Below are 25,044 nucleotides of genomic sequence, written 5' to 3'. Positions count from 1 at the left end.
CGATACATAGGTGCCATCTACACTTTCCCGCCGCTACGATGCGCGCACCCGCCTCCCGAAGGAGACCTCGTGCCCGCCTCAGCGCCCGCGTCCACCGCTCCGCCGCCCTTCGCCGCCCGGATCCGTACGACCGCCCCCTCCGCCGTGCGCGAGATCCTCGCCGTCACCGCGCAGCCCGGCATGATCTCCTTCGCCGGCGGCCTGCCCGCGCCCGAACTCTTCGACACCGAGGGCCTGCGGGCCGCGTACGACTCCGCCTTCGCGCGGTCCGCCCGGCGCGCCCTCCAGTACTCGACCACCGAGGGCGCCCCCGAACTGCGCACGGCGGTGGCCGCCCGGATCGACCGGCGCGGGCCGGCGACCACCGCGGACGACCTGCTGATCACCACCGGATCGCAGCAGGGGCTCGGCCTGATCACGACCGCGCTGATCGAGCCGGGCGACGCGGTGCTCGTCGAGGACCCCACCTACCTGGCGGCCCTCCAGGGGTTCCGGCTCGCCGGCGCCCGGGTGATCCCCGTGCCCTGCGACGACGAGGGCATCCTCCCGGACGCGCTGGCGGAGCTGATCGCCCGCGAACGCCCCAAGCTGCTCTACACGGTCCCCACCTTCCAGAACCCGACCGGCCGCACCCTCCCCGCCGCCCGCCGCGCGGAGATCGCGGCGCTCGCGGCCCGGCTCGGGCTGTGGCTGCTGGAGGACGACCCGTACGGAGACCTCCGCTACGAGGGCCGCGAACTGCCCTGGCTCGCCGCGCACCCGGGGGCCGAGGACCGCACCGCGCTCCTCGGCAGCTTCTCGAAGGTGATGGCCCCCGGCCTCCGGCTCGGCTGGCTGCGCGCCCCCGCCGCGCTGTTGCGCGGGGCGGTCCTCGCGAAGCAGGCGGCGGACCTGCACACCTCGACGGTGGACCAGCTGGCGGCGGCGGAGTACTTGCGGACGGTGGACCTGGACGCCCACGTGGCGCGGGTCCGCGACGCGTACCGGATCCGGCGCGACGCCCTCCTGTCGGGCCTGCCCGACGCCCTGCCCCCGGGCTCCACGTGGAACCGCCCGGAGGGCGGCATGTTCGTCTGGGCCCGCCTCCCCGAAGGCCACGACGCGACCCCCCTCCTCCGCGCGGCCACCTCGCGGGGCGTCGCCTTCGTCCCCGGAGCCCCTTTCTTCGCCGCGACCCCGGACCCCCGAACCCTGCGCCTGTCGTTCACGACGCACACGCCGGAGGAGATCGAGGAGGGCCTGCGCAGGCTGGCGGGAGCCTGAGCCTCGCCGGACGGGCCGTGGTCACCGGGCCGGCAGCCAGGCGTCGAGGGCGGTTGCCAGCTCGGCGTGCCCGGTGAAGACGTGTCCGCTCATGCCGAGGGCCCGCGCCGCGCGTACGTTCTCGTCGCGGTCGTCGACGAAGAGGAAGTCGGCGGGGTCGGCCTTCAGGGCGGCGACGCAGTGCCGGAAGGCCGCCGGGTCCGGTTTGGCCGCGCGGATCTTCCCGGAGAAGGCGACGTGGTCGAGCTGGTGCAGCCAGGGCTGGGCGGCGAGGAAGGCGTCCGCGTGATCGGCGGGGATGTTGGACAGCAGGGCGACCTCGGCGACCTCCCGCAGGGACTGCGCGTAGGCGACCATGCGCTCGTCGACGCGCGACCAGCTGTCGATGTCGGCGAGCCGCAGCTCCTCGACGGTGTCGGGGTGGTCGGGGCGTGCCAGCCGGCGCAGGACGGCCGTCCAGTACCGGGACGCGGAGAACTCTCCGGCGTCGTAGGGCCGGCGGCAGTCCCAGTAGGCGGCGGCGAAGGCGTCCGTGGGCGCGCCGCTCAGTGCGGCCATCGCGTCCATGGCGCCGGGGCGCTGGTGGCGTGCGATGACGCCGAAGAGGTCGAACAGCACGATGGGGCGGTCCGTGGACATGGCGGGGGTTCCTTCCGCAGGGGGTGAGCTGCTCATTCCGGAGCTCCTGGGGCGGTGCGAGCGGCGGGGGTGTGAGCCGAGGGGGTGTGCGGCGCGGGGGTGTGCGGCGCGGAGGGGGTCGGGCTCGGGCGGTTGCGGTCGGATCCGGTGCGCAGGACCCCGGCGGCCGCGGCGGTGGTCCCGCAGAGCAGGGTCAGCAGGACGAAGGCGTGGTTCAGGGCGACGAGGTGGGACAGCCAGCCGATGACGGCGGGGCCGGCGAGCATGCCGACGTAGCCGAGCCCCGCGACCCGGGAGACGTTGGCGCCGGCGGCGGCCGGGTCGGCGTGCCCGGCCGCACTGAACAGCTGTGGGACACAGCCCGACAGGCCCAGACCGAACAGTGCCCAGCCGGTGAACGCGGTCCACATCCACGGGCCGAGGGCCACGAGCGTGATGCCGACGGCGGCCGTGGCGGCGCCGTGGCGCAGGATCGCCACGGAGCCGAACCGGGAGACGAAGCGGTCGGCGAGCAGCCGGCCGGCGGTCATGGACGCCGCGAAGGTGCCGTACGCGAAGGCGGCCGTGGCGGCGGAAGCGCCGAGTACGTCCTTCAGGTGCAGGGCGCTCCAGTCGTTGGCGGCGCCCTCGCAGAGCATGACCATCAGCGCGAGGACGGCGAGGAGCCGGATGCGCCCGGCGGCGCTGTGGCGCGCTGCGGCCGGTGGCGCCCCGGCCCCCTCCGCCGGGCCGCTGTCGGCGGCGGAGGCGGCGGGGGCGGAGGCGGCGGGGGCGGAGGCGGCGGGGGCTGTAGCGGAGGCGGCAGGAGCGGTCGACAGCAGGGACCGTGCCGCGGCCAGGGCGATCACGATGCCCACGGCTCCCGTGGCGGCCAGGGCCGCGGCCGGGTTCAGGCCGGCGCTCACGGCGCCCGCCGCGACGAGCGCGGCCAGGACGCCGCCGACCGAGAAGGTGGCGTGGAAGCCCGACATGACGGGCCGGCCGTACGCCTTCTCCACGTGCACGGCGTGGGCGTTCATGCCGACGTCCAGACAGCCGTTGCAGAAGCCGAAGACCAGCAGGGCGCCCGCCAGTGTCCACGGCTCGCGGGCGAGACCGGGTAGCACCAGGGTCGCGCCGCACAGTACGCCGGCGGCGGGGATCACGACGCGTGCGCCGAGCCGGTCGGTCAGCCCGCCGGCCACGCGCATCCCGAGGAAGGCCCCGAGCCCGAGCAGCACCAGCAGGCCGCCCAGGGCCGCGTGGCTGATGCCCACGCGCTCCTCGATGGCGGGGATGTGCACCACCCATGCGCCCATCAGGGTGCCGCACAGGACGAAGTAGACGTAGGTCGCCACTCGGGCGGTTCGCAGCGAACGTTCCATGCGGCCACCATAACGAACATGATTGATGTTCGTAAACAGCACTATCGAACATTTTGAATGTTCGGAGCTTGATGGTGTTCAATCGCGACATGAGCAACGCAGACCGGCACGGGCTGATCGCGAAGGCCGTCAGGGACTCGGGCAGCGCCACGGTCCAGGAGCTCGCGGAGCTGACCGGGGCCTCCGAGATGACCATCCGGCGCGACCTCGATGCCCTGGCCGCCCAGGGCGCCCTCGAACGCGTCCGCGGCGGGGCGCGCACCCTGATGCTCAGGGGCGAGGAGCCGCCCTTCGCGCTGCGCGCGCACGAGGCGGTCGAGGCCAAGCGCCGGATCGCGGCCGAGGTCTGCGCACTCATCGCCGACGGCGAGAGCGTGCTGCTGGACAGCGGCACCACCTGCCTGGAGGTCGCCCGGCTCCTGCGCGAGCGGCCCGTCACCGTGATGCCCCTGTCCCTGCAGGCCATCCACCTGCTCAGCGAGACGCCCGGCCGGGCCACGCTGGTGGTGCCCGGCGGACAGCCCCGCGCCGCGGAGCAGGCCCTCACCGGCCCCCTCACCCTCGCCTCACTGGCGGCCCTGCGCTTCGACACCGCCGTCATCGGCTGCTGCGGGCTGAGCGCGGCCGACGGCCTGACCGCCTACGACCTCGACGACGCCGCGGTGAAGAAGGCGGGCATCGCCGTGGCCCGCCGCACCATCGTCGCCGCGGACGGCGGCAAGCTCGGCCGCACCGCCTACGCCCACGTCGGCCCCTCGACGCTCCTGCACACCCTCGTCACCGACACCACCGCAGCCCCCGCCGAGGTGGCCGCACTGGAAAGCGCCGGGACCGTCGTCAGAACCGCCTGAACGGGCCTTCGGCGACGGCGACGGCGCCGCCCGCCCCCTTCCCTCCCCGCGCCCCGCCCCGTACCCTGACGCCCCGTCAGATCCCCCGGGTCGTCAGGAGGCCGCACCATGTCGCCGCTACTGCTGCAGGGCAAGACCGTCATCGTCTCCGGCGTGGGCGCCGGCCTCGGCCACCAGGTCGCCGCCACCGTCGTCCGCGACGGCGGCAACGCCGTGCTCGGGGCGCGGACCGAGGCCAACCTCGCCAAGGCCGCCGCCGAGATCGACCCCGACGGCACGCACACCGCGTACCTGCCGACCGACATCTCCGACGAGCGCCAGTGCGAGGCCCTCGCCGCCCTCGCCACCGACCGCTTCGGCGGCATCGACGCCGTCGTCCACGTCGCCGCCTGGGACTCGTACTTCGGAGGCCTGGAGGACGCCGACTTCGGCACCTGGCAGCAGATCCTCGACGTGAACCTGCTCGGCACCCTGCGCATGACCCGCGCCTGCCTGCCCGCGCTGAAGCGCGCCGGCGGCTCCGTCGTCATCATCGGCACGCAGTCCGCCATCGCCTCCCCCAACGAGGTGCAGCAGGCCGCCTACGCCGCCTCCAAGGGCGCGCTGACCTCCGCCATGTACTCCATGGCCCGCGAGCTCGGCCCGCACCGCATCCGCGTGAACACCGTCCTCCCCGGCTGGATGTGGGGACCCCCGGTCCAGGCCTTCGTCACCTTCACCGCGCACACCGAAGGCGTGCCGGAGGCGGAGGTGCACTCCCGCCTCACCGACCGCATGGCGCTGCCGGACCTGGCCACCGACGGGGACGTCGCCGACGCCGCCGCATTCCTCGCCTCCGACCGGGCACGGGCGATAACCGGCCAGTCCCTGCTGGTCAACGCCGGGGAGCTGATGCGATGAGCCCCTCCGTGCGCGCGCGAGCGGATCGTATGCTCGGGCCATGACCACTCCGAGTGACGCTCCGACCGAGAACTCGATGCGCCGCGCGCTCCGCCGCGCCCGCGACGGCGTCGCGCTCGACGCGACCGAGGCGGCCGTGCTCCTCCAGGCGCGCGGCGAGGCCCTGAAGGACCTCGCCGCCTCCGCCGCCCGGGTGCGGGACTCCGGACTCGAAGCCGCCGGCCGGCCCGGCGTCATCACGTACTCGCGCAAGGTCTTCATCCCCCTCACCCGCCTGTGCCGCGACAAGTGCCACTACTGCACCTTCGTCACGGTCCCCGGCAAGCTCCGCCGCGAGGGCCACGGCATGTACCTCTCCCCCGACGAGGTCCTCGACATAGCCCGCAAGGGCGCGGCCATGGGCTGCAAGGAAGCCCTGTTCACGCTCGGCGACCGGCCCGAGGACCGCTGGCCCGAGGCCCGCGAGTGGCTCGACGCGCACGGCTACGACGACACCCTCGCCTACGTGCGCGCCATGGCCATCCGCGTCCTGGAGGAGACCGGCCTCCTCCCGCACCTCAACCCCGGCGTGCTGTCCTGGTCGGACCTGCAGCGCCTCAAGCCGGTGGCCCCGTCGATGGGGATGATGCTGGAGACCACCGCCACCCGGCTGTGGTCCGAGCCCGGCGGCCCCCACCACGGCTCCCCCGACAAGGACCCGGCCGTCCGGCTGCGCGTCCTGGAGGACGCGGGCCGCTCCAACGTCCCCTTCACCACCGGGGTGCTGATCGGCATCGGCGAGTCCTACGCGGAGCGCGCGGACGCCTTCTTCGAGCTGCGCCGGATCCAGCGCAGCTACCACGGCATCCAGGAAGTCATCGTCCAGAACTTCCGGGCCAAGCCCGACACGGCCATGCGCGGCATGCCCGACGCGGAGCTGGAGGAGCTCGCCGCGGCCATCGCCGTGGCCCGCCACATCCTCGGCCCGAGCGCCCGCATCCAGGCCCCGCCGAACCTGGTGGACTCCGAGTACGCGCTGCTCATCGGCGCCGGCATCGACGACTGGGGCGGGGTCTCCCCGCTCACCCCCGACCACGTGAACCCCGAGCGCCCCTGGCCGCACATCGAGGAGCTCGCCGAGCGCACCGCGGCCGCCGGCTTCGCGCTCCGCGAACGCCTCACCATCTACCCGGAGTTCCTCCAGCGCGGCGAGCCCTGGCTGGACCCCCGCCTGCTGCCCCACGTACGCGCCCTGGCCGACGCGGACAGCGGGCTCGCGGACGAGTCGGCGACCGTCGAGGGCCGGCCGTGGCAGGAGCCGGACGAGGCCTTCACCGCCTACGGCCGCACCGACCTGCACACCACCATCGACACGCAGGGCCGTACCGGCGACCGCCGCGACGACTTCGACGAGGTCTACGGCGACTGGGAGGCCCTGCGCGAGGCCGCGGCCCCCGGGATGGTCCCCGAGCGCATCGACACCGACGTGCGGGGGGCGCTCGCGCAGGCCGCCGACGATCCGACGAAGCTCACCGACGAGCAGGCGCTCGCCCTGCTCCACGCGGACGGCCCGGCGCTGGACGCGCTGTGCCGGATCGCGGACGACCTGCGCAAGTCGGTGGTGGGCGAGGACGTCACGTACATCGTGACCCGCAACATCAACTTCACCAACGTCTGTTACACCGGCTGCCGGTTCTGCGCCTTCGCGCAGCGCCGCACCGACGCGGACGCGTACACCCTCTCCCTCGACCAGGTCGCCGACCGGGCCGCCCAGGCCTGGGACGTGGGCGCGGTCGAGGTGTGCATGCAGGGCGGCATCCACCCGGACCTGCCGGGGACGGCCTACTTCGACATCGCGCGGGCGGTGAAGGAGCGCGTGCCGGGCATGCACGTGCACGCCTTCTCCCCGATGGAGGTCGTCAACGGGGCGACGCGCACGGGGATGTCGGTACGGGACTGGCTGACGGCGGCCAAGGAGGCCGGCCTCGACTCCATCCCCGGTACCGCGGCGGAGATCCTGGACGACGAGGTCCGCTGGGTCCTCACCAAGGGCAAGCTGCCGACGGCGGACTGGATCGACGTGGTCTCCACCGCGCACGAGCTCGGCATCCGCTCCTCCTCCACCATGATGTACGGCCACGTGGACCAGCCCCGGCACTGGCTGGGCCACTTCCGCACGCTGGCCCGCATGCAGCAGGACGCGCGGGCGAAGGGTGTGGAGGGCTTCACGGAGTTCGTGACGCTGCCCTTCATCCACACCAACGCCCCCGTCTACCTGGCGGGCATCGCCCGCCCCGGCCCGACGGTGCGCGACAACCGCGCGGTGACGGCGATGGCCCGCATCCTGCTCCACCCCCACATCACCAACATCCAGACCAGCTGGGTGAAGCTGGGCTCGGAGGGCGCGGCGCAGATGCTCCGCTCGGGCGCCAACGACCTGGGCGGGACCCTGATGGAGGAGACCATCTCCCGCATGGCGGGATCGAGTTACGGCTCGTACAAGTCCGTGCAGGACCTGATCGCCGTCGCCGAGGCGGCCGGCCGGCCCGCGAAGGCCCGTACGACCCTCTACGGCGAGGTCCCGGAGGAACGCCAGGCCGCGGCCCGCGCCTCGGACGGCCACCTGCCGGAACTGCTGCCGGTCCTGGACTGACGCGGACCCCACACACCCGTGCGGGCCCGGCCGGTGGGACGGCCCGGCAGGGCCCGCACGTCGGGGTCGGATGCGTTCAGCCGACCAGGAGGTCCTTCTTCAGCTGCTTCAGCTCGTGGCCGTCGATGCCGAGGCCGGTCTTGAGGTAGGTGTCGAAGGTGCCGTACTTGGCGGTGACCTCGTCGTACCCGGCGTTCAGGTACTCCGGGCGGACGTCGAGCAGCGGCTTGTAGACGGCGGCGTGCGAGGCCGGCAGGTGCGAGAGGATCGCGTCGTTGGCGGCCTTGCGGTAGTCGTTGCTGGCCAGGTAGTCGGCCATCACGGTCTCGCTCGGCACGCCGAGGGCGGTCAGCAGGGAGGCGTTCGCCCAGCCCGTACGGTCCTTGCCCGCGGTGCAGTGGAACAGGACGGAGCGGTTGCGGTCGCGCTCGATGCCCTCGAAGACCTGCGTGTAGGCCTTCTTGCCGCCCTCGCCGCTGACCATGGCCTTCTCGGCGTCGACCATGGCCTTGACGGCCTCGTCGGGGGTCTTGGGCATGGTCTCGAAGGAGCCGGAGCCCGCGAAGACATCGGCGACGATGTGGTGCGCGCCGGCCGGGACCTTGTCCACGTCCTTGGTGCGCTCGCTCTCCATGCGGAGGTCGAAGATCGTCTTGACGCGCAGGCGCTGGAGCTTGGCGAGGTCGTTGTCGGTGAGCTTGTTGAGGGCGTCGGAGCGGTAGATCTCGCCCATCTTGACCCACTGGCCGTTCGTGGTGCGGTAGCCGCCCGCGTCACGGAAGTTGGTGGTGCCGTCCAGCTTGATCAGCCGGTCGGCCAGGCGCAGGCCCTCGCCGCGCTCGGGCTCGAAGTCGAACCACTGCCGGTCGGCGGCGGGCAGCCCGCTGACCACCGCCTCGCCCTGGGCGCCGCCCTTGGCGACGACCTTGCCGTTCGCCTTGATCTCCACGCGCTTGGTGCCCTTGGCGTTCCACTTCAGCGTGTACGCGCCGTCGGCACCGGCGGTGACGGTGGCCTCGGTGAAGGGAATGGAGGAGTTGCCGTGGTGCCGGCCGCCCCAGGGGAGGTCCCATCCGGAGGCGGAGGCGACGGGGGCCGCGACGATGGCGACGGTGAACGTGGAGGCGACGACGGTCGCGGCGAGCAGTGCCTTCTTCATGCCCCCGAGACTCTTGGCCTCCGAATAACGCAACGTGAACTCTGCATGGCCGAAATCGACCGGGTGTAAGTCCACTGTCAAAACGTGCCATCCACCTGATCGGCGAGGGAACGAGGTCCTGTACCCGCCGACTTCACGCCTATGAGATCCGGGAAGAAACGTCACATCTGCACGCCTGAGCAGGAGATGCCCCGTTATGGGCCGTAAGAACGGCTTGTTCTCGTGGGCGGCCCCCGGCCTCCAGCTGCTCTAGTGGAGGGAAGGAATCCACATGTTCCCGACCAAAGGCGGATCTTGTGATGTCAACGCGACGCTCCCTCCTCACCTTCACCGCTGCGGCGGGCCTGGCCGTGTCCGCAGCACTCACCGCACCGGCGGCGGCGGCACCCGCCGCCGAGACGCCCTGGCGGAACTGCGAGGTCGGCGAGTTCTGCGTCTACGAGCACGACAACGGATACGGCGGAGCGGCGTACTTCCGCAGCGGCACCAACAACCTGGGCGACTACCGCCTGAACGACAAGGTCTCCTCGGTATGGAACAGGACCGGCAAAACGGTCTGTACGTACCTGGACACCAACAAGCAGGGCTCCACGTGGCCGGTGGGCAACTGGAAGGGCAACACCTCCCAGTACAACCGGAACGACAACATCAGCTCCCTGTGGGTGACGGTCTGCTGAGCACCCCGCCCGGCTAGAACCCGCCCGTGGGTGCCGAAGTACCGCGCCCGCGGGCTTCCGGCCGCGCGCGGAGGCATGCGGGGCACGCGCACCCCAGCCCCCGCCCGCCCCCTGCCCCGGACCGGAGGACCGGCGGAAACCAGCCGTTCCGCGATCGCATATCGCCCGTGTGACCGACCACTTCCGGACTCGATCGAGGCTGTCCACTACAGTGCCCGCCAGAGCACGCGCGTGCAGTCCGGGGGGATCGACATGGACACGGCGACGGAAACGTCCGGGGAGCATCAGAGCAGGCCCGGGGCGGCCCAGCCCCTCCCGGCAGCGCCCCCGCCCACCGGCGGAGCCCCGGGAGCCTCCGGAACCAGCCTCGGCCCCGCCACGGGCCCCGCCGCCGGAGCCACCATCGGCGGCCGCGCCGCCGTCACCACCGGCCTCTGGGGCCGCACCGAGCAGCAGGACTTCCGCAGCCGCGTCAGAGGAACCCTCCTCGGCTCGGCCATCGGCGACGCCCTCGGCGCACCCGCCGTCGCCCTCTCCCTCCCCGAACTGCTCACGGCCCACGGCCCGGCGGGCCTCACCGAGCCGGCCCCCCGCGCCACGGTGACCGCCGCCACCCAGCTCGGCCTGTTCACCGTGGACGGCCTGATACGGGCCCACGTGCGCCGGGACACCGGCGCCTGGCACCCGCCGACCGACGTACACCGCGCGTACCTGCGCTGGGCCCTCACCCAGCACGACTGGGGCCCCGACGAGCGCCGCGAGGACAACGGCTGGCTCGCACAGGAGGAGTGGCTCTACGCCCGCCGCTCCCCCGACCGCTCCTGCCTGACCGGCTTCGCCGACGGAGTCCTCGGCACGCTCGCCCAGCCGAAGAACCCGACCGCCCTGGACCCGGCGGCCGCCACCCGTTCCGCCCCCTTCGGGCTGCTGGTCGGCTGGGAGCCGGCCCTGGTCCTCCAGCTCGCCGTCGAATGCGCCGCGCAGAGCCACGGACACCCCACCGCGTACCTCTCGGCCGGAGCCCACGCCGTCATCGTCCACGGCCTGACCCGCGGCGAATCCCTCGACTCGGCCGTCCAGCGCGCGCTGGGCCTGCTCGGCGTCCGCCCCGGCCACCAGCCCGTCACGGACGCCCTGCAGCGCGCGCTCGGCGCCGTCACCACGGGCGTCCCGTCGCCGCAGACGGTCGAGGCCCTGTCCCCCGGCCACGGCCGCCAGGCCGAGGAGGTCCTCGCCATCGCCGTGTACTGCGCCCTCGTCGCCGAGAACGTGGCACACGGCCTGCGCCTCGCGGTCAACCACGGGGGCGACTCCGCGGCCACCGGCGCCCTGTGCGGCTCCCTGCTCGGCGCCCAGCACGGCGAAACGGCCCTCCCGGCGGCCTGGCTCGCCGGCCTCGAAGGCCGCGCCACGGTCCTGGAACTCGCCGACGACTTCGCCCTGGAGATGACCCAGGGCCCCGCCCTCCACGGGCCGACGGCGGCCTCCGCCATCTGGCTGAGCCGGTATCCGCGGGGCTGACGCCGGGGGGACCGCCGTGACCACCGCCACGGCCGTGGCCGACGCACGCCCCTGCCCTCCGCACGCGCGAAGCCGTACTTTGGCCCTCCCCAGACCACGGAGGTGTCAGCGCACATGCGGATCGCCACGACCGTCTTCCTGACCGACCGCACCATCGCTCCCGTCCCGCTCGCCCGCGCGCTGGAGGAACGCGGCTTCTCGGGCCTCTACCTCCCCGAACACACCCACATCCCGGTCAGCCGCGTCACCCCCGCTCCCATGGGCGGCGAACTCCCGGAGATGTATGGCCGCACCCTGGACCCCTTCGTCGCCCTCGGCCAGGCCTCCGCCGTCACCGAGCGGCTCCACCTCGGCACCGGCATCACCCTCGTCGCCCAGCACGACCCCATCGACCTCGCGAAGCAGGTCGCCACGCTGGACCACCTGTCCGGCGGCCGCGTCACCCTCGGCATCGGCTACGGCTGGAACGTCGAGGAGGCCGCCGACCACGGAGTCGAGTGGCGGACCCGCCGCGAACTGGTCCGCGACCGCATGGCCCTGATGCGGAACCTGTGGTCCCCGCACCCCACCGCGTACGTGGGCCAGTTCTCCTCCGTCCAGGCCAGCTCGGCCCACCCGAAGCCGGTCCAGCCCCCGCGCGAACTCGCCCCGGGCGTCCCCCTGTACGGCCCGCGCACCCTGATCGGCGGCCAGGCCGGCCCGAAGCTCTTCGCAGCCATCGCCGACCACAGCGACGGCTGGCTCCCGATCGGCGGCGGCGGCCTCACGGAGTCCCTCCCGGCGCTGCGCCAGGTCTGGGAGGCCGCGGGCCGCGACCCCAAGTCCCTCCAGGTGGTCCCGTACGCCGTCCAGCCCACCCCCGGCAAGATGTCCCACTACGCCGACCTGGGCATCGAGGAGGTCGTCCTCCAGCTCCCTTCGGAGGGCGAGGAGGAGATCCTGCGGATCCTGGACGGGTTCGCCCAGTACCTCTGAGGGGGACGGGAAGAGTGAAGAGGGAGAGGTACTGGGCTGTCGGCTTGTTCAGCCGGTGACTTCGATGCGGCCTTCGTAGCTGTTGTTGGCCAGGTGGGTGGCATCGGGGTCGATGAAGCGGATGCGCCAGGTGCCGCTGGTCTGTGCGGTGAACTTCTTGCCCACGGCTCCGTTGGAAAGGGAGACGGAGGTGCCCATTTCCTTCCAGACGGTGGAGCCGTCGGGCCGGAAGTAGTAGCGGACCTTCTGGCCGGCGTACGGGACGTATCCCTTGTCGCTCGCGGTCTGGAGGACTCCGGAGACGTAGAGCTGCTCGCCCTTCTTCACGCCGCGCGGTCCGAACTTCATGCTGGTGGTCCGGGTCTCGATGACCCTGGGGTGGGTGAGCACCTTGGTGCCGGTGCTGGGGGCGATGTTGCTGCTCCCGTAGCTCTTTATCCGCCAGCCGGTGATCTTGCGGCTATGCACCGGGTTCACCGTCACGGTGAACGTCTCGTTGAAGGGCACCTCCAGGCTCTGGCGGCCGTACCAGTAGTTCCCGCTCTGGAACTCGATCTCAAGCTTCGCCTTCTGGGTGGTGTAACCGTCGACGAGGACCTTCCCCGTCATCGTCATCCTGCCGTAGACGTCGGTGGCGGCGATCTTCTCCTCCACGACCTTGGTCGTGTGGGTGACCTTCGCGACGGTCGCGGTACGGGTGCCGTCCGCGATCAGCCAGGCGTCGTTGATGGACACGGCCCAGGTGCCTGCACTGACGACGTGCGGCGAGAGCGTGTAGCTCCCGTCCGCGTTCACGGCGGCTTCCGTGTCGTAGTGGCCCGCGGGCGACCCCACGGCCTTCACGCCGCGCCCGGCGGCGGGCTTGATCGTGCCGTCGTCCGCCTGGCGCATCAGCTTGCCGCGCAGGGCGATGGCGGTCCCCCACCGCACGGTGAGGGGGGTGGTGGTGGACATCGTCAGCGCGGCCTTCTGAGCCCGGATCCGGGCGGGGGCCGTCCCGGCCACCTCGTTGCCGCTGAGCAGGGTGACGGAGAGGCTCAGGTCCTTCTCCGTGCCGCGTGCGGCGACCGGGGTGGTGAACTTCCCCTGGGCGTCGGTGATGACGTTGGCCGCGCCCCAGCCGAGTTGGGCACGCACAGCGGCGCCCGCCAGCGGCTTCCGTTCCCCGGTGGTCGGGTCGACCGCGGTGACGGATCCGGTGACCGTGGTGTCGAGGTCGTCCAGCGAGAACTCCTCCTGGCTGGACTGCACCTCGAACTTGGCGTCGAGGGCGTAGGTGAAGCGTCCGGCGCTGCGCCTGGTCTGTTCCTGTCCGTTGCGGTCCTTCGTGACCACGTCCAGTTCGTAGTCCCCCATGGCGTCGAGGACGAGCGGGTCGTCATTGCCCACGTAATAGCTCGGGTCGTCGGGTACGCCGGACTCGCCGGAGCTCCCGTCCCAGTAGTCGAAGGTGTCCACGACGGCGACGACCTCATCGCTGCCCACCCGGCGCACGTCGACCCGGACCGCGCTGGTGCTCCAGTCGTCTTCGAAGTAGACGATGAACTCATTGGTCCCGGCGCGCCGGAACGCGCCGACGTTCGGATCCATGCCGGCCTTCGTCGCCGGACCCGCAGAGGGCTGCGCCCGCTCCGCCAGCTCTGCCAGCAACTCGGCCGGCGCGTCCGGTGCGCTGGTGCCGCCCGGAGTGCCGGTCGCCGCCATGGCGGTAGGCGCCACCGTCGCCCCCACGGTCGCCAAGACGACTGCCGTCGCCACGGCCGTCATGCCGCTCTTGATGCCCCTCTTGAGCCTGCTGTTCACGGTCACCCCTCGTCACACCGATCGGACTACGGATGGGTTGACGGCCGACTGGGGCAGATGGTTGTACGGATTCCCGAGGCGGTTTGGGAGGTGGGTCGGGGTGGGGGTGTGGGGGGTGGGGGGTGTGGGGGGTGGGGGGTGTGGGGGGTGGGGGGTGGGGGCCTGTGCTGCGGGTTGGGCGGTGGCTGCGTGGGGGCCGGGCGGCGTCCCGGCAGTCGAGCGTCCTTCCGTGGTGGGACGGTCCGTCAAGGGCGCTCCCTGCGGTCGCGTCGCTTCGCGATGGCCTTCGGCCACCCTTGACGGACCGTCCCACCACGGAAAAACACAAGACTTCCGGGATCCCCCCGGGGAATGGCCGGGGGGAGGACCTTGGGAGGAGCGGCCTCGTCTGAGTTGCGCAGCCCCCTTCGCCCAAAGGGCATCCGGATAGGGCTCCGGCAGGACAGTGAGCTCAGCCGGTACGGACGCGCGGGGCGGTCAGAGCATCCAGGGCCGGGCGTCTGGACACCCTTCCCGCGACCGTCGACCGCCACCCAGAGCGCAAGGACGCTCACAAGCCCCTCAGGGCCGGTGGGCGCGACAGATCGCTACGTACTCTCGCTCGGCTTAGCGACTGGCGACCGGCTGTGGCTGATCTAGAGGGGTCGGGACGTGGGGAGGGGGGTTGACCTCAAGCGAGGTTCAGGTTGGAGGCTTTCTCGTATGACGCTGGCCGTAAGGCGGCGCGACACTTCATGCGTTGGAGGAAGTCCCATGTCCAGTAATGCCGTTCCGATTTCCGTCCCCGCTTCGGTCCGTCGTTCCGGCCTCAGCTGGTGGAAGGCGCTTGGCGTTGGCGTGGGTGGTGCGGTTGTGGTCAATCTGATCGTTCTTGCCGTCGCCAAGCTGGCTGGGGCCCCGCTCGTCATCGTCGATGGCGGTACAGAGCACCCGATCACCGTCGGGGGAGTCATGGGGGCCTCCGTCGTCCCGTTGGTCGTCGGGACGGGCGTGGCCTTCTTGCTGGCCCTGTGGAAGCCGGTCTTCCTGCGGATCGCGCAGTACGTGGGCGGCGGGCTGGCGCTGTTGTCGGTTGCCGGGCCGCTGTCGTCCGGCGCCGATGGCGGTACCGTCGCGGCCCTGTCCCTGATGCACATCACCCTCGGCGTGGCGGTCGTCGCCATGGTGCAGCTCCACCGGCGGTGAGTTCGCCCTTCAGTCCTTGAAGTAGTCGGTGAGGAAGCAGCCCTTCACCAGGGCCGGTTCCTTCCGGTAGCCGCTCGGCGGATTGAAGTTGGGGTAGCAGTTGAGGACCATCAGGCCGGTGTGTGGGGCGACCATGGCGACCATGACGTCCGCGTCATCGGACCCGGCGGCGAAGTCCTGGCCGACGACGGGTCCGGTGTCGGCGTTTCCGCCTCCGTTCTCCTTGTCGATCTCGGCCTTGTAGGCGGTCTGGAAGACCTTGGCATCCTTGATCATGACGATGCTGGTACTGCCCTCGCTGTCGCAGTAGCCGCGCTCCGTGACGGAGTAGGACTCGTCGTACTTGGAGTTGGGGTCCCCGTCGGAGCCGTCGTAACTGTCGAGCAGGGGCCTGACCTGGCTGCAATCCGTGTACATGTTGACGATGCGGGCGGCGGCGGCCATGCTGCCCGCCTTCGGCAGGCCCTTGAAACCCTTCTCCTTCGAAGAGGTGGCTCCGGTGGCTTGGCCCATGCCGCCGAAGGCCGGGTTCTCGCCCCCGTCACTGCCGCAGGCGGTGAGCGTGAGGAGGGCGGCGATGGCCGTGGCCAGTACCGGCAGGGACTTGATGCGCATGTGACCGTGTCTCTCGTAAATGACCTTGAACGGCCGCGACTTTAGATCGACCGTCATGCCCACGGCAAACCGTGTCCAATTCCGCATACTCGGCCCGCCAAGGTGACCCCAACAGCGCGGCAAGGAAGTTCAGTTCGTCTTTACGATCACGAGCTCTTCAGTGGGGCTCGCGCAGCATGAACACGTCCACTGGATCCTCGGCCTCAAGTCTGAATCCGTGGCGCTCGTACAACCCCCGGGCCGGACTGCCCTGCAGGACGTTCAGCCGGACCCTGCGGTCGCACTGCTCCAGCAGGTCGCGCAGTACGGCGGCACCGATGCCTCTGCCCTGGAGGTGCGGGGCCAGGTAGAAGTGCTCCAGCCAGTGGGCGTCCTCGGCCGGGCGCAGCGCCACGCAGCCGGCGAACGTACCGTCCACCTCGATCACCCAGGTGTGCGCGGGCTCGAACCCGTCCCGCAGCCGCTGCCGCACCCACTGCTCGTCGTACCGTCCGAGCCGCTCCAGATCGGCCCGCAGTACGACGGCCCTCAACTCGGCCACCGCCTCGACGTCCTCCACCGAAGCCGGCCGCATCTCCCAGTCCCCCATTGGCTACGCCTTCGGGTTCCAGTCCTGGGCCAGGAGGCCGAGGAGGACCTCGTCCAGGAACTCGCCCATCACCCAGGCCGAGGAGCGCAGCACGCCCTCGCGGACGAAGCCGTTGCGCTCGGCGGCGCGGAGCATCGCAGGGTTGTCGGCCAGCGTCTCGACCTGCAGCCGGTGCAGGCCGCGTACGACGAAGCCGTAGTGGCACAGGACCGCGACCACGTCGGTGCTGTACCCCTTGCCCCGAGAGTCGGGCAGCAGCCCGAGCCCGACGTGCGCGGACCGGCTGTGGTTGTCGATGCCCCACAGCGTCGCGGTACCGACCAGCGCGCCGCTCTCCAGATCCACCACGGAGAACGGGACGTGCCCCGCTGCACTGTCGTCGACCATGAACGACAGGGCCTTCGAGCCGGCCATGAGCGGTCGCCACGGGCTGCCCGTGGACCGCGAGGCGGTGACCACGTCGTCGTGGAGGCCTGCGTGCAGGATCGGAATGTCGTCCTCGTGCCGGGCCCTGAGCCCAACCGTGTTGCCCTTTAGCATGCAGGTTTCCTATCCGACCGCACTGTCGGACGGCAACTCATTAGATCAACGGAAGGCGCCGGCGTTCTCGCTCGCCTTGAGCAGCTCCTCCACCAGGGCACTGCCTATGTTTCCGCCCCCTCTGGATCAGCCACAGACGGCCGCCAGCCGCTAAGCCGAGAAGGACTGTGTAGCGATCTGTCGCGCCCACCGACCCTGAGGGGCCCGTGGTCCACCTTGCGCTCGGGGTGGCGGTCGACGGTCACGGGAAGGGTGTCCAGACGCCCGGCCCTGGATGCTCTGATCGCCCCGCGCGTCCGTACCGGCTGAGCTCACGGTCCTGCCGGATCCGTGCACAGATGCCCACCGGCCGAAGGGGGCTGCGAATCTCAGACGAGGCCGCTCCTCCCCACTCCTCCCCCCGGCCATTCCCCGGGGGGATCCCGGAAGTCTTGTGGCGTTTCGGTGTGGGTCGGTCGGTCAAGGGTGGCCGAAGGCCATCGCGAAGCGACGCGACCAAAGGGAGCGCCCTTGAGGGACCGGCCCACACCGAAAGGACACTGGACTGCCGGGACGCCCCCCGAACCCCACGCAGCCAAGGACCCACCCGCAGCACAGCCCCCCACCCCCCAGAAAACCCCTTCCCCTCCCACCCCCGCTCCGGAACGATGAACCGCATGGTGTCCACTGACCGACTGCTGGCGTTCGCCGCCATGTCGTTGCTGCTGATCCTCATCCCCGGGCCGAGCGTGCTCTTCGTCATCGGGCGGGCCTTGTCCCAGGGGTGGCGGGCTGCGTTGATCACGGTGGCGGGGAACACGCTGGGGGCGTACGTGCTCGTCGTCGCCGTGGCCTTCGGTGTGGGGTCCGTGGTGGAGCGGTCCGTGCTCCTCTTCACCGCGCTCAAGCTCGCGGGTGCCGCGTACCTCGTCTACCTGGGGGTCAAGGCCTTCCGGCAGCGGCACGCACTGCGTGCGGAGTTCGGGGCGGGCGGCGGAGCCGAGTACGGGAACTGGCGGTCCCTGTGGGAAGGGTTCGCCGTCGGGGTGGCCAATCCGAAGACCATCGTGTTCTTCGCCGCCGTCCTGCCGCAGTTCGTGGACCGCGATCAGGGGCACGTCACCGCCCAGATGCTGCTGCTCGGGCTCGTGTTCAACCTCATCGCCGTGGTCTGCGACTGCGCCTGGGGCATGGTCGCCGCGACCGCTCGTAGCTGGTTCTCGCGGTCGCCGCAGCGGCTCTCCGCCGTCGGCGGGGCCGGCGGGCTCGCAATGATCGGCCTGGGTGTGACGATCGCCGCGACCGGGCGCAAGGACTGATCCGACCGGTCGGTCGGTGACTCAACACGGGGGCGTGGAAGTGAACCTGGACACGAACGCGAGCAAGCACACAACCGAGCCCGCACCCGCACCCGCACCCAAAAGCACGACAGAACACACGACAGAACACACGACCCAGAACCCAAACCCCCAACACCACCTAGCCCTCCGCTTCGAAGCACACCGCTCCCACCTCCGAGCCGTCGCCTACCGGATGCTCGGGTCGATCAGTGAGGCCGAGGACGCGGTCCAGGAAGCCTGGCTGCGGTTGAGTCGCATGAGCCGTGGCGATGCCAGCGACATCAGCGACATCAGCGACGTGGAGAACCTAGGCGGCTGGCTGACGACGGTCGTCGCGCGACTATGTCTGAACGGGCTGCGCGCCCGCGCCACCCGCCGGGAGGACTCCCTCGACGACCGGGGCTGGCTGGACCGGCTGAACCAGCCAGCCCAGCCAGCCCAGCCAGCCCGCCTGAACCGGGACGGTCCCGCGCTCCGGATGCCCGACCCCGTCCTCGCCCGACATGGCGCGGTGGTCGACCCCGAGCAAGCAGTACTGCTGGCCGATTCCGTCGGGCTGGCGCTGCTCGTGGTGCTCGAATCCCTCGCTCCGGCGGAGCGGCTGGCATTCGTGCTGCACGACATGTTCTCCGTGCCCTTCGACGAGATCGCCCTGATGCTCGACAAGACACCGGCGGCCACCCGGCAGCTGGCCAGCCGTGCGCGGCGCCGCGTCCAGGGGCAGGCGCCCGCGCCGGATCCGGACCTGGCCCGGCAGCGCGCGGCCGTCAGCGCGTTCTTCGCGGCCACCCGCGACGGAGACTTCGACGCGCTCCTGACCCTGCTCCACCCCGACGTGGTGCTGCGTTCCGACGGCGGTGTGGCGCGCGCCGGCCAGTCGGTGGTGCTGACGGGTGCCCGGATCGTGGGGTCGCAGGCGGCCCTCTACAGCGCGCTCGCCCCGTTCGTCCGCCCCGTGCTCGTCAACGGGGCCGCCGGCGTGCTGTGCGTGGTCGAAGGCCGGCTGATGTCGGTGATGGCCTTCACGGTCACCGAAGGCCGGATCGCCGCCATCGACGTGCTCACCGATCCCGACCGACTGGACCTCATCGACCTCTACCCCCTCGTCTGACGGGCCCGTAGCCTCTCCCCCATGATCGACTCACGCGTGCACATCCGGATCGCCCGGCCCTCCCTCGATCTCGCCGCCGCCGAGCGGTTCTACGTGGCAGGGCTGGGGCTCGACGTGCAGTGGCGCTCCACCGAGCGGGTCTCCGGGGAGCACGACCTGCTGATGGTCGGGCCCCTCGGGGGCGGCTGGCACTTCGAGCTGACTCATGACCCCGAGAACCCGGTGGCGCCCTCCCCCACCGCCGATGACCTCTTCGTCGTCTACCTGGGCAAGGAGCCCGACGAGGCCCTCGTGGCCCGGCTCGTCGAGCACGGCGGGACCCGTACGCCCGCCCACAACCCGTACTGGGACACCTACGGGGTCACCATCACGGACCCCGACGGCTACCAGCTCGTACTGTCCTCCCGCGACTGGGGCTGAGCGGCTGCCAGGCGGGCCGGCATACTCCGCGCCGTGACGACCGACCACGATTCCGGCCCTTTCCCGGCCGTGACGACCGACCACGATTCCGGCCCTTTCCCGGCCGTGACGACCGACCACGATTCCGGCCCTTCCCGGCCGTGACGACCGACCACGATTCCGGCCCTTTCCCGGCCGTGACGACCGACCACGATTCCGGCCCTTTCCCGGCCGTGACGACCGACCACGATTCCGGCCCTTCCCTGACCACCGGCGGGCGCGACACCTGGCTCGACGACCGGCTGACCGAGGAGCTGGTCGCCTTCAACTCGGCCGCCACAGGTGCGTCCGACCGCGGCGCGTTCTCGGTCAAGGTCACCGATGAAACAGGTGAACTGGTGGGCGGCCTGACCGCCTGGACTTGGGGCGGTCTCTGCGGCATCGACCTGCTGTGGGTGCGCGACGACAACCGCGAGGACGGCTGGGGCCACAGGATCCTGCGGGCAGCGGAGACGGAGGCACGCACACGCGGTTGCGACCGCATCGCCGTCTCCACGTTCACGTTTCAGGCTCCCGGCTTCTACAAGCGCCACGGCTACGCCGAGACCGGTCGGACCCCGGGCGTCCCCGGCGGGCATGCGGACGTCCACCTGTTCAAGTCACTGACCGATCCGGCCTCCGCTCCTTCCGCCCCTCCCGCGCCTCCTACCCCTCCTACCCCTCCCGCTCCCTAGCCCTGCGGCCAGAACTGCGCCAGCGCCGCTTCCCTGAACGGGGCCGCGCTCACGCTCAGTTCCCCGGCGAAGGGCCGGTCGAGGGCCATCACCAGCAGCAGGCTGAAGCCGATCAGTCCCGCCACCGCCGAGACGAACAGCAGCTGCATCTTCAGGCTCCGCAGCCCGAAGAGAAAGGTGAGCGGGAGGATCACGAACGCGCCTCCGTACACCAGCACTTGGAGCAGCGGCGGCAGTGAGGTCTCGGCCATCGTCACGCGCGCCCGGCGCTGTGCGGCCACGTCGTTGAGGCGGCCGACGGCCTCCGCGTAGAAGGTCTCGCTCCGGGGGCCGGAGGGCTCGTAGGCCTGGAGCGCCGTGTACAGGGCGTGCGTCTGGTCGGCGGTGGCCTCGTAGCTGGGCCGGCCCTCGCGCATGAGGGGCCACTGGATCTCGACGACGGCGTGGACGTAGTCCCCCACCGCCCGGTCCACGCGGGCGCGTTCGGCCGGCGGGAACGCCTCCGCGCTGCGGACGACCAGGGCCAGATCGGTGGCCTCGGTCGCCACGATGGTCTGGGTGTTCTCCAGTTGCGTCCACAGGGTGACGACGACGAAGGCGAGGATGATGCCGTAGATCGCGCCGAACATCCCGAGGGCCACCCCGACCATCTCGTTGTGGTCGCCGTCCGCGAGGTGCGGGAAGCGGCGGCGTGCGGCCAGGCTGCCGCCGATGGCGAGGGCGACGAAGCCGCCGACGAGGAGGACGCCGAGGAAGAACGTGCTGAGGTGATTGAGCAACCAGAGGATCATGTTCTGCCCAACGACGCCCCCGTCGGGAGGGACCGCCCAGAAATCAGCGCGAGCGGCTCCCGCGCGCCGGCCCATCCTGCCCCGCCGGCCCCACCACCCTCGGAGCGGCCCCCACCCCCGCCTCCTGGGCATCGAGCAGTTCGTCCCAGTGCTCCCGCGTCCACTCGCACGCCGCGTCCAAGGGGCCCAGCAGTCCCCGGCCGAGCGGGGTGAGGGCGTACTCGACCCGGCGGGCCGGGGTCTCGTACTCCCTGCGCGCCACGAAGCCGTCGCGCTCCAGCCCGCGCAGGGACTGGGTGAGGGACTTGGCGGTGATCTCGCGCAACGGGACCTTGAGCTCCGAGAAGCGGCGGGGGCCGTCCTGGAGGCAGCGCAGGATCAGCGTGGCCCACTTGTCACCGATCCGGAACGGCACCAGGGGCGAGGGGCACACGGGGTCGAACATCTCGGGGTCGAGGGGTGCAGGAGACGGCGGCTGCTTCTCGGTCATGATCCACACGGTAGGCCGGTATCCGATCGGTAACCACCCCTCCCCCTAGGGTCCGTGGCATGACGAACCAGGGGATTCAGGGGATCGGACAGAGCAAGATCATCGTCTTCGGCGCGGGTGGCCGCGTCGGCCGGGCAGTCGTAGCCGAGGCCCGGGCCCGGGGCCACGAGGTGACCGAGGCCGGCCGCGGGGACGGGGACGTCACCTCGGCGGCTGACGTGGCGCGGCTCTCCGCCGGGCACGACGCGGCGGTGGCGGCGGTGTACGACACGGGGGCCGCCCCGGGCGAGTTCTTCCCGGCGGCCGCCCGCGCGCTGGCGGCGGGGCTGGGCGGGGCCGGGGTGCGGCGCCTGGTCTCCGTCGGGCTGGCGTCCGTGCTGCCCACCGACTCCGGGGCGCTGCTGATGGACACCCCGGGCTACCCGCAGGAGTGGCGGGAGTTCTACGTCGGCCACGGCGCCGGCACCGAGGCGCTGCGGGCGGCCGCCCCGGCGGGCCTGGACTGGGCGGTGCTGAGCCCCTCCGGCGACTTCTCCCCCGCGGGGACGGGGCCCGGTGGCGGCTACGCCTTCGCTCCCGCCGACGCCGGGGCCCGCATCCCGCACGCGGACTTCGCCCGGGCCGTCCTGGACGAGGTCCTGGCCCCGACCGTGCACCGCACCCACGCGGGGGTGACGGGGGCATGACCGCGACCCAGGCCCCAACAACCCCGGCCGCCACCCCGCATCCCGCGGCCCCCACCGACAGCCCGAACCCCTGGGTGGCGGACCACATCCGCCACTTCGAGGAGACCGGCGGGGTACCGCGCCCCGGGATCCGCGATCTGCTGCTGACCACGCGGGGGCGCCGCTCCGGGGTGCTGCGGCGCACGGCGCTGGCCTACGTGGCCGATGGGGACTCGTACGTCCTCACGGCATCCAACGCGGGGGCCGGGCAGCACCCGGCCTGGTACCTGAACCTGAGCGCCGACCCGGCCGTCACGCTCCAGGTCGCCACGGAGAGCTTCCCGGCGCTCGCCCGCCCCGCGACCCCGGCGGAGGCGGAGCGGCTGTGGCCGGTGGTGGTGGCCGCGATGCCTTCGTACGCGGCTTACCGGGGCGCGGCCGCCCGGACGTCCGGCCGCGAGATCCCGCTGGTCCTGGTCACCCGTACGGCCACCCGTACGGCCACCCATACCGCCGCCTGAACCTCAGACGCGCAGGCGCCCAAGCCCTCAGGCCCGCACCTTCGGCGCCTTCGGCAGCCCGGACGACAGCGCGGTGCCGGTTCCGCCGAGGGAGGCGTCGGTCGCCTTCGACGCGGAACCGGCGGCCGAGGCGGTGATCTCCACCGCCGTCTTCGCGTCCTTGACGGCGCCACCGGGGTGGTCGACGATCTCGCCGACGCGCTGGGTGATCGGGGGCCCCTGGATGGCGGGCTCGTCGGCGGCGTGCGCGACGGCGGGGCAGAGGGCGAGGGCGGCTCCTCCGGACAGGACAAGGGCGGCGAGGCTGCGCTTGATGGTGTTCATGCCCGGCCCAACGACTCGCCCGACCCCGAGTTACCGCCCGACCCCACCCGCCCTCGCCGCCTACGTACGCGCCCTCGGCGGCAAGCTCAAGATCGTCGCCGAGTTCGGCGACGAGCAGGACACCCTCGGCCGACAACGCCCGCGGCCCCGGATCGGAGGATCGATCCGGGGCCGCGGGCGTGCATGACACAGCGGGAGGGTGGGGGCGCCGGGCCCCCCGGGGTCTGGGGTCAGTCCTCGACCACCAGGGACGGGGTGGACTTCGTCAGGACCTCACCGCGGAAGAAGGCGGGGCTGCGGCGTTCGGTGATGAACATGACGACCAGGCCGAGGGCCAGCAGGCCGACGCCGATGACGAAGACGTTGCCGACGTCGAGGCCGGGGAGCGTGGAGCCGGAGCCGTAGGAGGGGTCCCACGCGTCGTACAGGGTCTTGAAGAAGACCGAGGCCAGCAGCACGCCGCCCAGGACCGGGAAGACGCCCTTGAAGAACAGGTCGCGGGCGGACTTGCGCAGGTCGCCGCGGAAGTACCAGACGCAGGCGAAGGCCGTCAGCGAGTAGTAGAAGCAGATCATCAGGCCGAGCGCGAAGATCGTGTCGGTCAGGACGTTCTCGCTGACCAGGGTCATCACCGTGTAGAAGACGCCGGTGGCGACGCCCGCCATGATCGTGGCGCGGCCGGGGGTCTTGAACTTCGGGTGGACCTTGGCGTAGGAGGGCGGCAGCGCCTCGTACGTGGACATGGCCAGGACCGTGCGGGCCACCGGGATGAAGGTGGTCTGCAGGGAGGCGGCGGCGGAGGCCAGGACCGCGATGAAGAGCAGGACGCCGAGCATCGGGCCCATGACCGGGCCGGCGAGGGCGGCGAAGACGTTGCCGGAGGTCTCCTCGTTGGCGAGGCCGAGGCCTTCGCCGCCGGAGCCGACGGCCATCTGGGCGGCGATGCCGGTGGCCAGGTACGAGCCGACGAGGACGACCATCGCGATGAGCGAGGCGCGGCCGGGGGTCTTGGTGGAGCCGGTGGTCTCCTCGTTGGTGGCCAGGCAGGCGTCCCAGCCCCAGTACATGAAGATCGAGAGCGAGAGTCCGGCGGTGAAGGCCGCCATGGACTCGACCGCGAAGGGGTTCATCCAGGACCAGGAGAAGTCCAGGCCGGTGTCGAAGGTGCCCGCCGAGGCCTTCTGGAAGGCCATCGCCACGAAGATGGCGAGGACGGCGAGCTGGAGGCCGACGAGCGCGTACTGGACGCCCTTGGTGGCCGTCATGCCGCGGTAGCTGATGGCGGTCGCGGCGGCGATGAGGGTGAGGCAGGTGACGATGTGGACGAGCTTGTTGTCGTCCAGGGCGGCGATCGCATCGTTGCCCGTGACCTCGCCGGCCAGCAGCCAGAAGTAGGAGGTGGCGACGCCGGCCAGGTTGGAGAGCACGATGATCGTGGCGATCACCAGGCCCCAGCCGCACATCCAGCCGATCCGCGGGCCGAAGGCCTTCACGGTCCAGGTGAAGGAGGTGCCGCAGTCCGGCATGGCCTTGTTGAGCTCGCGGTACGCGAAGGCGACCAGCAGCATCGGGAGGAACCCGGCCAGGAAGATCGCCGGCATCTGCATCCCGACTTCACCGGCGGTGGAGCCGAGGGTCGAGGTCAGGCAGTAGACCGGGGCGACGGTGGAGATGCCGATGACGGCGCTTCCCACGAGGCCGACGGAGCCCTTGCCGAGGCCCTTGCCGCGCACGTCACCATCGGAGCCACCCTGGGGGGTGGCTCCGCCTACCGTGTCTCCGGCCTGGGGCCGGACGTCCAGCTGTGTCATACGTCAGGACGTTAGACGCTGCGTTTTCCACATCTGGAGGACTGAAGTCCGGATCCACACGCGTCCAAAGTCCTTGGAATCCTGAGAGTTGGAGTCTTCACGAGGATGTAATACAAGGTTCACAGGCCCGCCGATCATCGTTTCGGCAGGCCTGGACCTTTAATTT

Annotated in this window: 25 protein-coding genes and 1 pseudogene; 15 read left to right on the top strand and 11 right to left on the bottom strand. The window is 71.5% G+C overall.

Going from position 1 to position 25,044, the window contains the following annotated elements; genetic code table 11:
- Positions 1 to 69: 69 nt before the first annotated feature.
- Positions 70 to 1,263, top strand: a complete 1,194-nt coding sequence (locus tag OG276_RS21370; RefSeq protein ID WP_266907838.1) for a PLP-dependent aminotransferase family protein — start codon at positions 70 to 72, stop codon at positions 1,261 to 1,263.
- Between the two features lie 21 nt (positions 1,264 to 1,284).
- Here OG276_RS21370 and OG276_RS21365 read toward each other — a convergent pair whose 3' ends face one another.
- Together OG276_RS21365 and OG276_RS21360 are read right to left on the bottom strand one after the other, a co-directional pair.
- On the bottom strand, positions 1,285 to 1,902 hold the full coding sequence (locus tag OG276_RS21365) for an HAD family phosphatase (RefSeq protein WP_266907837.1): 618 nt from the start codon (positions 1,900 to 1,902) through the stop codon (positions 1,285 to 1,287).
- A gap of 32 nt (positions 1,903 to 1,934) precedes the next feature.
- Complete coding sequence (locus OG276_RS21360) at positions 1,935 to 3,266, bottom strand: MFS transporter (RefSeq protein ID WP_266907836.1); 1,332 nt, start codon at positions 3,264 to 3,266, stop codon at positions 1,935 to 1,937.
- An 89-nt stretch (positions 3,267 to 3,355) separates the two neighbouring features.
- On the opposite strand from OG276_RS21360, the gene OG276_RS21355 reads away from it, so the two are divergent.
- From OG276_RS21355 to OG276_RS21345, 3 genes are all read left to right on the top strand, one after another.
- Positions 3,356 to 4,117 carry a DeoR/GlpR family DNA-binding transcription regulator gene (locus OG276_RS21355; protein WP_266907835.1) on the top strand — a complete coding sequence of 254 codons (762 nt, stop codon included), beginning with the start codon at positions 3,356 to 3,358 and terminating at the stop codon, positions 4,115 to 4,117.
- 108 nt (positions 4,118 to 4,225) lie between these two features.
- Complete coding sequence (locus OG276_RS21350) at positions 4,226 to 5,017, top strand: SDR family oxidoreductase (protein ID WP_266907834.1); 792 nt, start codon at positions 4,226 to 4,228, stop codon at positions 5,015 to 5,017.
- A 40-nt stretch (positions 5,018 to 5,057) separates the two neighbouring features.
- The gene (locus OG276_RS21345) at positions 5,058 to 7,649 is read left to right on the top strand and encodes a bifunctional FO biosynthesis protein CofGH (protein WP_266907833.1); all 2,592 of its coding nucleotides are present in this window, start codon (positions 5,058 to 5,060) and stop codon (positions 7,647 to 7,649) included.
- Between the two features lie 76 nt (positions 7,650 to 7,725).
- Here OG276_RS21345 and OG276_RS21340 read toward each other — a convergent pair whose 3' ends face one another.
- Positions 7,726 to 8,808, bottom strand: a complete 1,083-nt coding sequence (locus OG276_RS21340; RefSeq protein WP_266907832.1) for a tyrosine-protein phosphatase — start codon at positions 8,806 to 8,808, stop codon at positions 7,726 to 7,728.
- 299 nt (positions 8,809 to 9,107) lie between these two features.
- Between OG276_RS21340 and OG276_RS21335 the strand changes: the two genes are divergently transcribed.
- The 3 genes from OG276_RS21335 to OG276_RS21325 all read left to right on the top strand — a co-directional run bounded on the left by OG276_RS21335 (position 9,108) and on the right by OG276_RS21325 (position 11,981).
- Positions 9,108 to 9,485 carry a peptidase inhibitor family I36 protein gene (locus tag OG276_RS21335; RefSeq protein WP_266907831.1) on the top strand — a complete coding sequence of 126 codons (378 nt, stop codon included), beginning with the start codon at positions 9,108 to 9,110 and terminating at the stop codon, positions 9,483 to 9,485.
- Positions 9,486 to 9,737: 252 nt separating this feature from the next.
- Positions 9,738 to 11,006: an ADP-ribosylglycohydrolase family protein gene (locus OG276_RS21330; RefSeq protein ID WP_266907830.1), complete on the top strand. Its 1,269-nt coding sequence runs from the start codon at positions 9,738 to 9,740 to the stop codon at positions 11,004 to 11,006.
- A 114-nt stretch (positions 11,007 to 11,120) separates the two neighbouring features.
- The gene (locus OG276_RS21325) at positions 11,121 to 11,981 is read left to right on the top strand and encodes a TIGR03619 family F420-dependent LLM class oxidoreductase (RefSeq protein WP_266907829.1); all 861 of its coding nucleotides are present in this window, start codon (positions 11,121 to 11,123) and stop codon (positions 11,979 to 11,981) included.
- A 48-nt stretch (positions 11,982 to 12,029) separates the two neighbouring features.
- Here OG276_RS21325 and OG276_RS21320 read toward each other — a convergent pair whose 3' ends face one another.
- Positions 12,030 to 13,784: a hypothetical protein gene (locus tag OG276_RS21320; protein WP_266907828.1), complete on the bottom strand. Its 1,755-nt coding sequence runs from the start codon at positions 13,782 to 13,784 to the stop codon at positions 12,030 to 12,032.
- A gap of 753 nt (positions 13,785 to 14,537) precedes the next feature.
- Here OG276_RS21320 and OG276_RS21315 point away from each other — a divergent pair.
- On the top strand, positions 14,538 to 14,969 hold the full coding sequence (locus OG276_RS21315; protein WP_266907827.1) for a DUF6069 family protein: 432 nt from the start codon (positions 14,538 to 14,540) through the stop codon (positions 14,967 to 14,969).
- A 9-nt stretch (positions 14,970 to 14,978) separates the two neighbouring features.
- On the opposite strand, the gene OG276_RS21310 is transcribed toward OG276_RS21315, so the two are convergent.
- From OG276_RS21310 to OG276_RS21300, 3 genes are all read right to left on the bottom strand, one after another.
- Positions 14,979 to 15,584: a hypothetical protein gene (locus OG276_RS21310; protein ID WP_266907826.1), complete on the bottom strand. Its 606-nt coding sequence runs from the start codon at positions 15,582 to 15,584 to the stop codon at positions 14,979 to 14,981.
- Positions 15,585 to 15,741: 157 nt separating this feature from the next.
- Positions 15,742 to 16,173, bottom strand: coding sequence for a GNAT family N-acetyltransferase (locus tag OG276_RS21305; RefSeq protein WP_266907825.1), 432 nt, complete (start codon positions 16,171 to 16,173; stop codon positions 15,742 to 15,744).
- Between the two features lie 3 nt (positions 16,174 to 16,176).
- A complete protein-coding gene (locus OG276_RS21300) occupies positions 16,177 to 16,713 on the bottom strand; it encodes a GNAT family N-acetyltransferase (RefSeq protein ID WP_266907824.1) in 537 nt (178 codons plus the stop codon).
- Between the two features lie 656 nt (positions 16,714 to 17,369).
- Between OG276_RS21300 and OG276_RS21295 the strand changes: the two genes are divergently transcribed.
- The 4 genes and pseudogenes from OG276_RS21295 (at position 17,370) to OG276_RS21280 (ending at position 20,276) form a co-directional block, all read left to right on the top strand.
- Positions 17,370 to 18,011: a LysE family translocator gene (locus tag OG276_RS21295; RefSeq protein WP_266907823.1), complete on the top strand. Its 642-nt coding sequence runs from the start codon at positions 17,370 to 17,372 to the stop codon at positions 18,009 to 18,011.
- Between the two features lie 160 nt (positions 18,012 to 18,171).
- Positions 18,172 to 19,143, top strand: a pseudogene (locus OG276_RS21290) (sigma-70 family RNA polymerase sigma factor); the annotation flags it as partial.
- A gap of 21 nt (positions 19,144 to 19,164) precedes the next feature.
- Positions 19,165 to 19,563 (top strand): VOC family protein, encoded by a 399-nt coding sequence (locus OG276_RS21285; RefSeq protein ID WP_266907821.1) that lies wholly within the window; start codon positions 19,165 to 19,167, stop codon positions 19,561 to 19,563.
- 212 nt (positions 19,564 to 19,775) lie between these two features.
- Positions 19,776 to 20,276: a GNAT family N-acetyltransferase gene (locus tag OG276_RS21280; RefSeq protein WP_266907819.1), complete on the top strand. Its 501-nt coding sequence runs from the start codon at positions 19,776 to 19,778 to the stop codon at positions 20,274 to 20,276.
- On the opposite strand, the gene OG276_RS21275 is transcribed toward OG276_RS21280, so the two are convergent.
- Positions 20,273 to 21,067, bottom strand: a complete 795-nt coding sequence (locus OG276_RS21275) for a DUF4239 domain-containing protein (RefSeq protein WP_266907817.1) — start codon at positions 21,065 to 21,067, stop codon at positions 20,273 to 20,275. The two genes, OG276_RS21280 and OG276_RS21275, sit on opposite strands and share 4 nt — an antisense overlap.
- Positions 21,068 to 21,110: 43 nt before the next feature.
- Entirely contained in the window at positions 21,111 to 21,557 is a 447-nt protein-coding gene (locus OG276_RS21270) for a helix-turn-helix domain-containing protein (protein WP_266907815.1), read from the bottom strand.
- Positions 21,558 to 21,616: 59 nt separating this feature from the next.
- Here OG276_RS21270 and OG276_RS21265 point away from each other — a divergent pair, with 59 nt between their 5' ends.
- Positions 21,617 to 22,243 (top strand): NAD(P)-dependent oxidoreductase, encoded by a 627-nt coding sequence (locus OG276_RS21265; protein WP_266907813.1) that lies wholly within the window; start codon positions 21,617 to 21,619, stop codon positions 22,241 to 22,243.
- Positions 22,240 to 22,743 carry a nitroreductase/quinone reductase family protein gene (locus OG276_RS21260; protein WP_266907811.1) on the top strand — a complete coding sequence of 168 codons (504 nt, stop codon included), beginning with the start codon at positions 22,240 to 22,242 and terminating at the stop codon, positions 22,741 to 22,743. The genes OG276_RS21265 and OG276_RS21260 overlap by 4 nt, the downstream gene beginning before the upstream one ends.
- 27 nt (positions 22,744 to 22,770) lie before the next feature.
- On the opposite strand, the gene OG276_RS21255 is transcribed toward OG276_RS21260, so the two are convergent.
- Positions 22,771 to 23,067 (bottom strand): hypothetical protein, encoded by a 297-nt coding sequence (locus OG276_RS21255; RefSeq protein WP_266907809.1) that lies wholly within the window; start codon positions 23,065 to 23,067, stop codon positions 22,771 to 22,773.
- On the opposite strand from OG276_RS21255, the gene OG276_RS21250 reads away from it, so the two are divergent.
- A complete protein-coding gene (locus OG276_RS21250; RefSeq protein WP_266907807.1) occupies positions 23,066 to 23,254 on the top strand; it encodes a hypothetical protein in 189 nt (62 codons plus the stop codon). The genes OG276_RS21255 and OG276_RS21250 overlap by 2 nt on opposite strands.
- A gap of 43 nt (positions 23,255 to 23,297) precedes the next feature.
- On the opposite strand, the gene OG276_RS21245 is transcribed toward OG276_RS21250, so the two are convergent.
- The gene (locus tag OG276_RS21245) at positions 23,298 to 24,878 is read right to left on the bottom strand and encodes an APC family permease (RefSeq protein WP_266907805.1); all 1,581 of its coding nucleotides are present in this window, start codon (positions 24,876 to 24,878) and stop codon (positions 23,298 to 23,300) included.
- Between the last annotated feature and the right edge of the window lie 166 nt (positions 24,879 to 25,044).

This window comes from Streptomyces sp. NBC_00086 (genome assembly GCF_026343255.1).
GTDB lineage: Bacteria > Actinomycetota > Actinomycetes > Streptomycetales > Streptomycetaceae > Streptomyces.
The sequence above is the reverse complement of the archived record's forward strand: the minus strand, read 5'-3'. Positions and strand labels throughout refer to the sequence as shown.

Coding starts and splice junctions, on each gene's coding strand:
- OG276_RS21365 (WP_266907837.1), bottom strand. CDS start 1,902: ATGTCCACGGACCGCCCCATCGTGCTGTTCGACCTCTTCGGCGTCATC.
- OG276_RS21360 (WP_266907836.1), bottom strand. CDS start 3,266: ATGGAACGTTCGCTGCGAACCGCCCGAGTGGCGACCTACGTCTACTTC.
- OG276_RS21355 (WP_266907835.1), top strand. CDS start 3,356: ATGAGCAACGCAGACCGGCACGGGCTGATCGCGAAGGCCGTCAGGGAC.
- OG276_RS21350 (WP_266907834.1), top strand. CDS start 4,226: ATGTCGCCGCTACTGCTGCAGGGCAAGACCGTCATCGTCTCCGGCGTG.
- OG276_RS21345 (WP_266907833.1), top strand. CDS start 5,058: ATGACCACTCCGAGTGACGCTCCGACCGAGAACTCGATGCGCCGCGCG.
- OG276_RS21340 (WP_266907832.1), bottom strand. CDS start 8,808: ATGAAGAAGGCACTGCTCGCCGCGACCGTCGTCGCCTCCACGTTCACC.
- OG276_RS21335 (WP_266907831.1), top strand. CDS start 9,108: ATGTCAACGCGACGCTCCCTCCTCACCTTCACCGCTGCGGCGGGCCTG.
- OG276_RS21330 (WP_266907830.1), top strand. CDS start 9,738: ATGGACACGGCGACGGAAACGTCCGGGGAGCATCAGAGCAGGCCCGGG.
- OG276_RS21325 (WP_266907829.1), top strand. CDS start 11,121: ATGCGGATCGCCACGACCGTCTTCCTGACCGACCGCACCATCGCTCCC.
- OG276_RS21315 (WP_266907827.1), top strand. CDS start 14,538: ATGTCCAGTAATGCCGTTCCGATTTCCGTCCCCGCTTCGGTCCGTCGT.
- OG276_RS21310 (WP_266907826.1), bottom strand. CDS start 15,584: ATGCGCATCAAGTCCCTGCCGGTACTGGCCACGGCCATCGCCGCCCTC.
- OG276_RS21305 (WP_266907825.1), bottom strand. CDS start 16,173: ATGGGGGACTGGGAGATGCGGCCGGCTTCGGTGGAGGACGTCGAGGCG.
- OG276_RS21300 (WP_266907824.1), bottom strand. CDS start 16,713: ATGCTAAAGGGCAACACGGTTGGGCTCAGGGCCCGGCACGAGGACGAC.
- OG276_RS21295 (WP_266907823.1), top strand. CDS start 17,370: ATGGTGTCCACTGACCGACTGCTGGCGTTCGCCGCCATGTCGTTGCTG.
- OG276_RS21285 (WP_266907821.1), top strand. CDS start 19,165: ATGATCGACTCACGCGTGCACATCCGGATCGCCCGGCCCTCCCTCGAT.
- OG276_RS21275 (WP_266907817.1), bottom strand. CDS start 21,067: ATGATCCTCTGGTTGCTCAATCACCTCAGCACGTTCTTCCTCGGCGTC.
- OG276_RS21270 (WP_266907815.1), bottom strand. CDS start 21,557: ATGACCGAGAAGCAGCCGCCGTCTCCTGCACCCCTCGACCCCGAGATG.
- OG276_RS21265 (WP_266907813.1), top strand. CDS start 21,617: ATGACGAACCAGGGGATTCAGGGGATCGGACAGAGCAAGATCATCGTC.
- OG276_RS21260 (WP_266907811.1), top strand. CDS start 22,240: ATGACCGCGACCCAGGCCCCAACAACCCCGGCCGCCACCCCGCATCCC.
- OG276_RS21250 (WP_266907807.1), top strand. CDS start 23,066: ATGCCCGGCCCAACGACTCGCCCGACCCCGAGTTACCGCCCGACCCCA.
- OG276_RS21255 (WP_266907809.1), bottom strand. CDS start 23,067: ATGAACACCATCAAGCGCAGCCTCGCCGCCCTTGTCCTGTCCGGAGGA.
- OG276_RS21245 (WP_266907805.1), bottom strand. CDS start 24,878: ATGACACAGCTGGACGTCCGGCCCCAGGCCGGAGACACGGTAGGCGGA.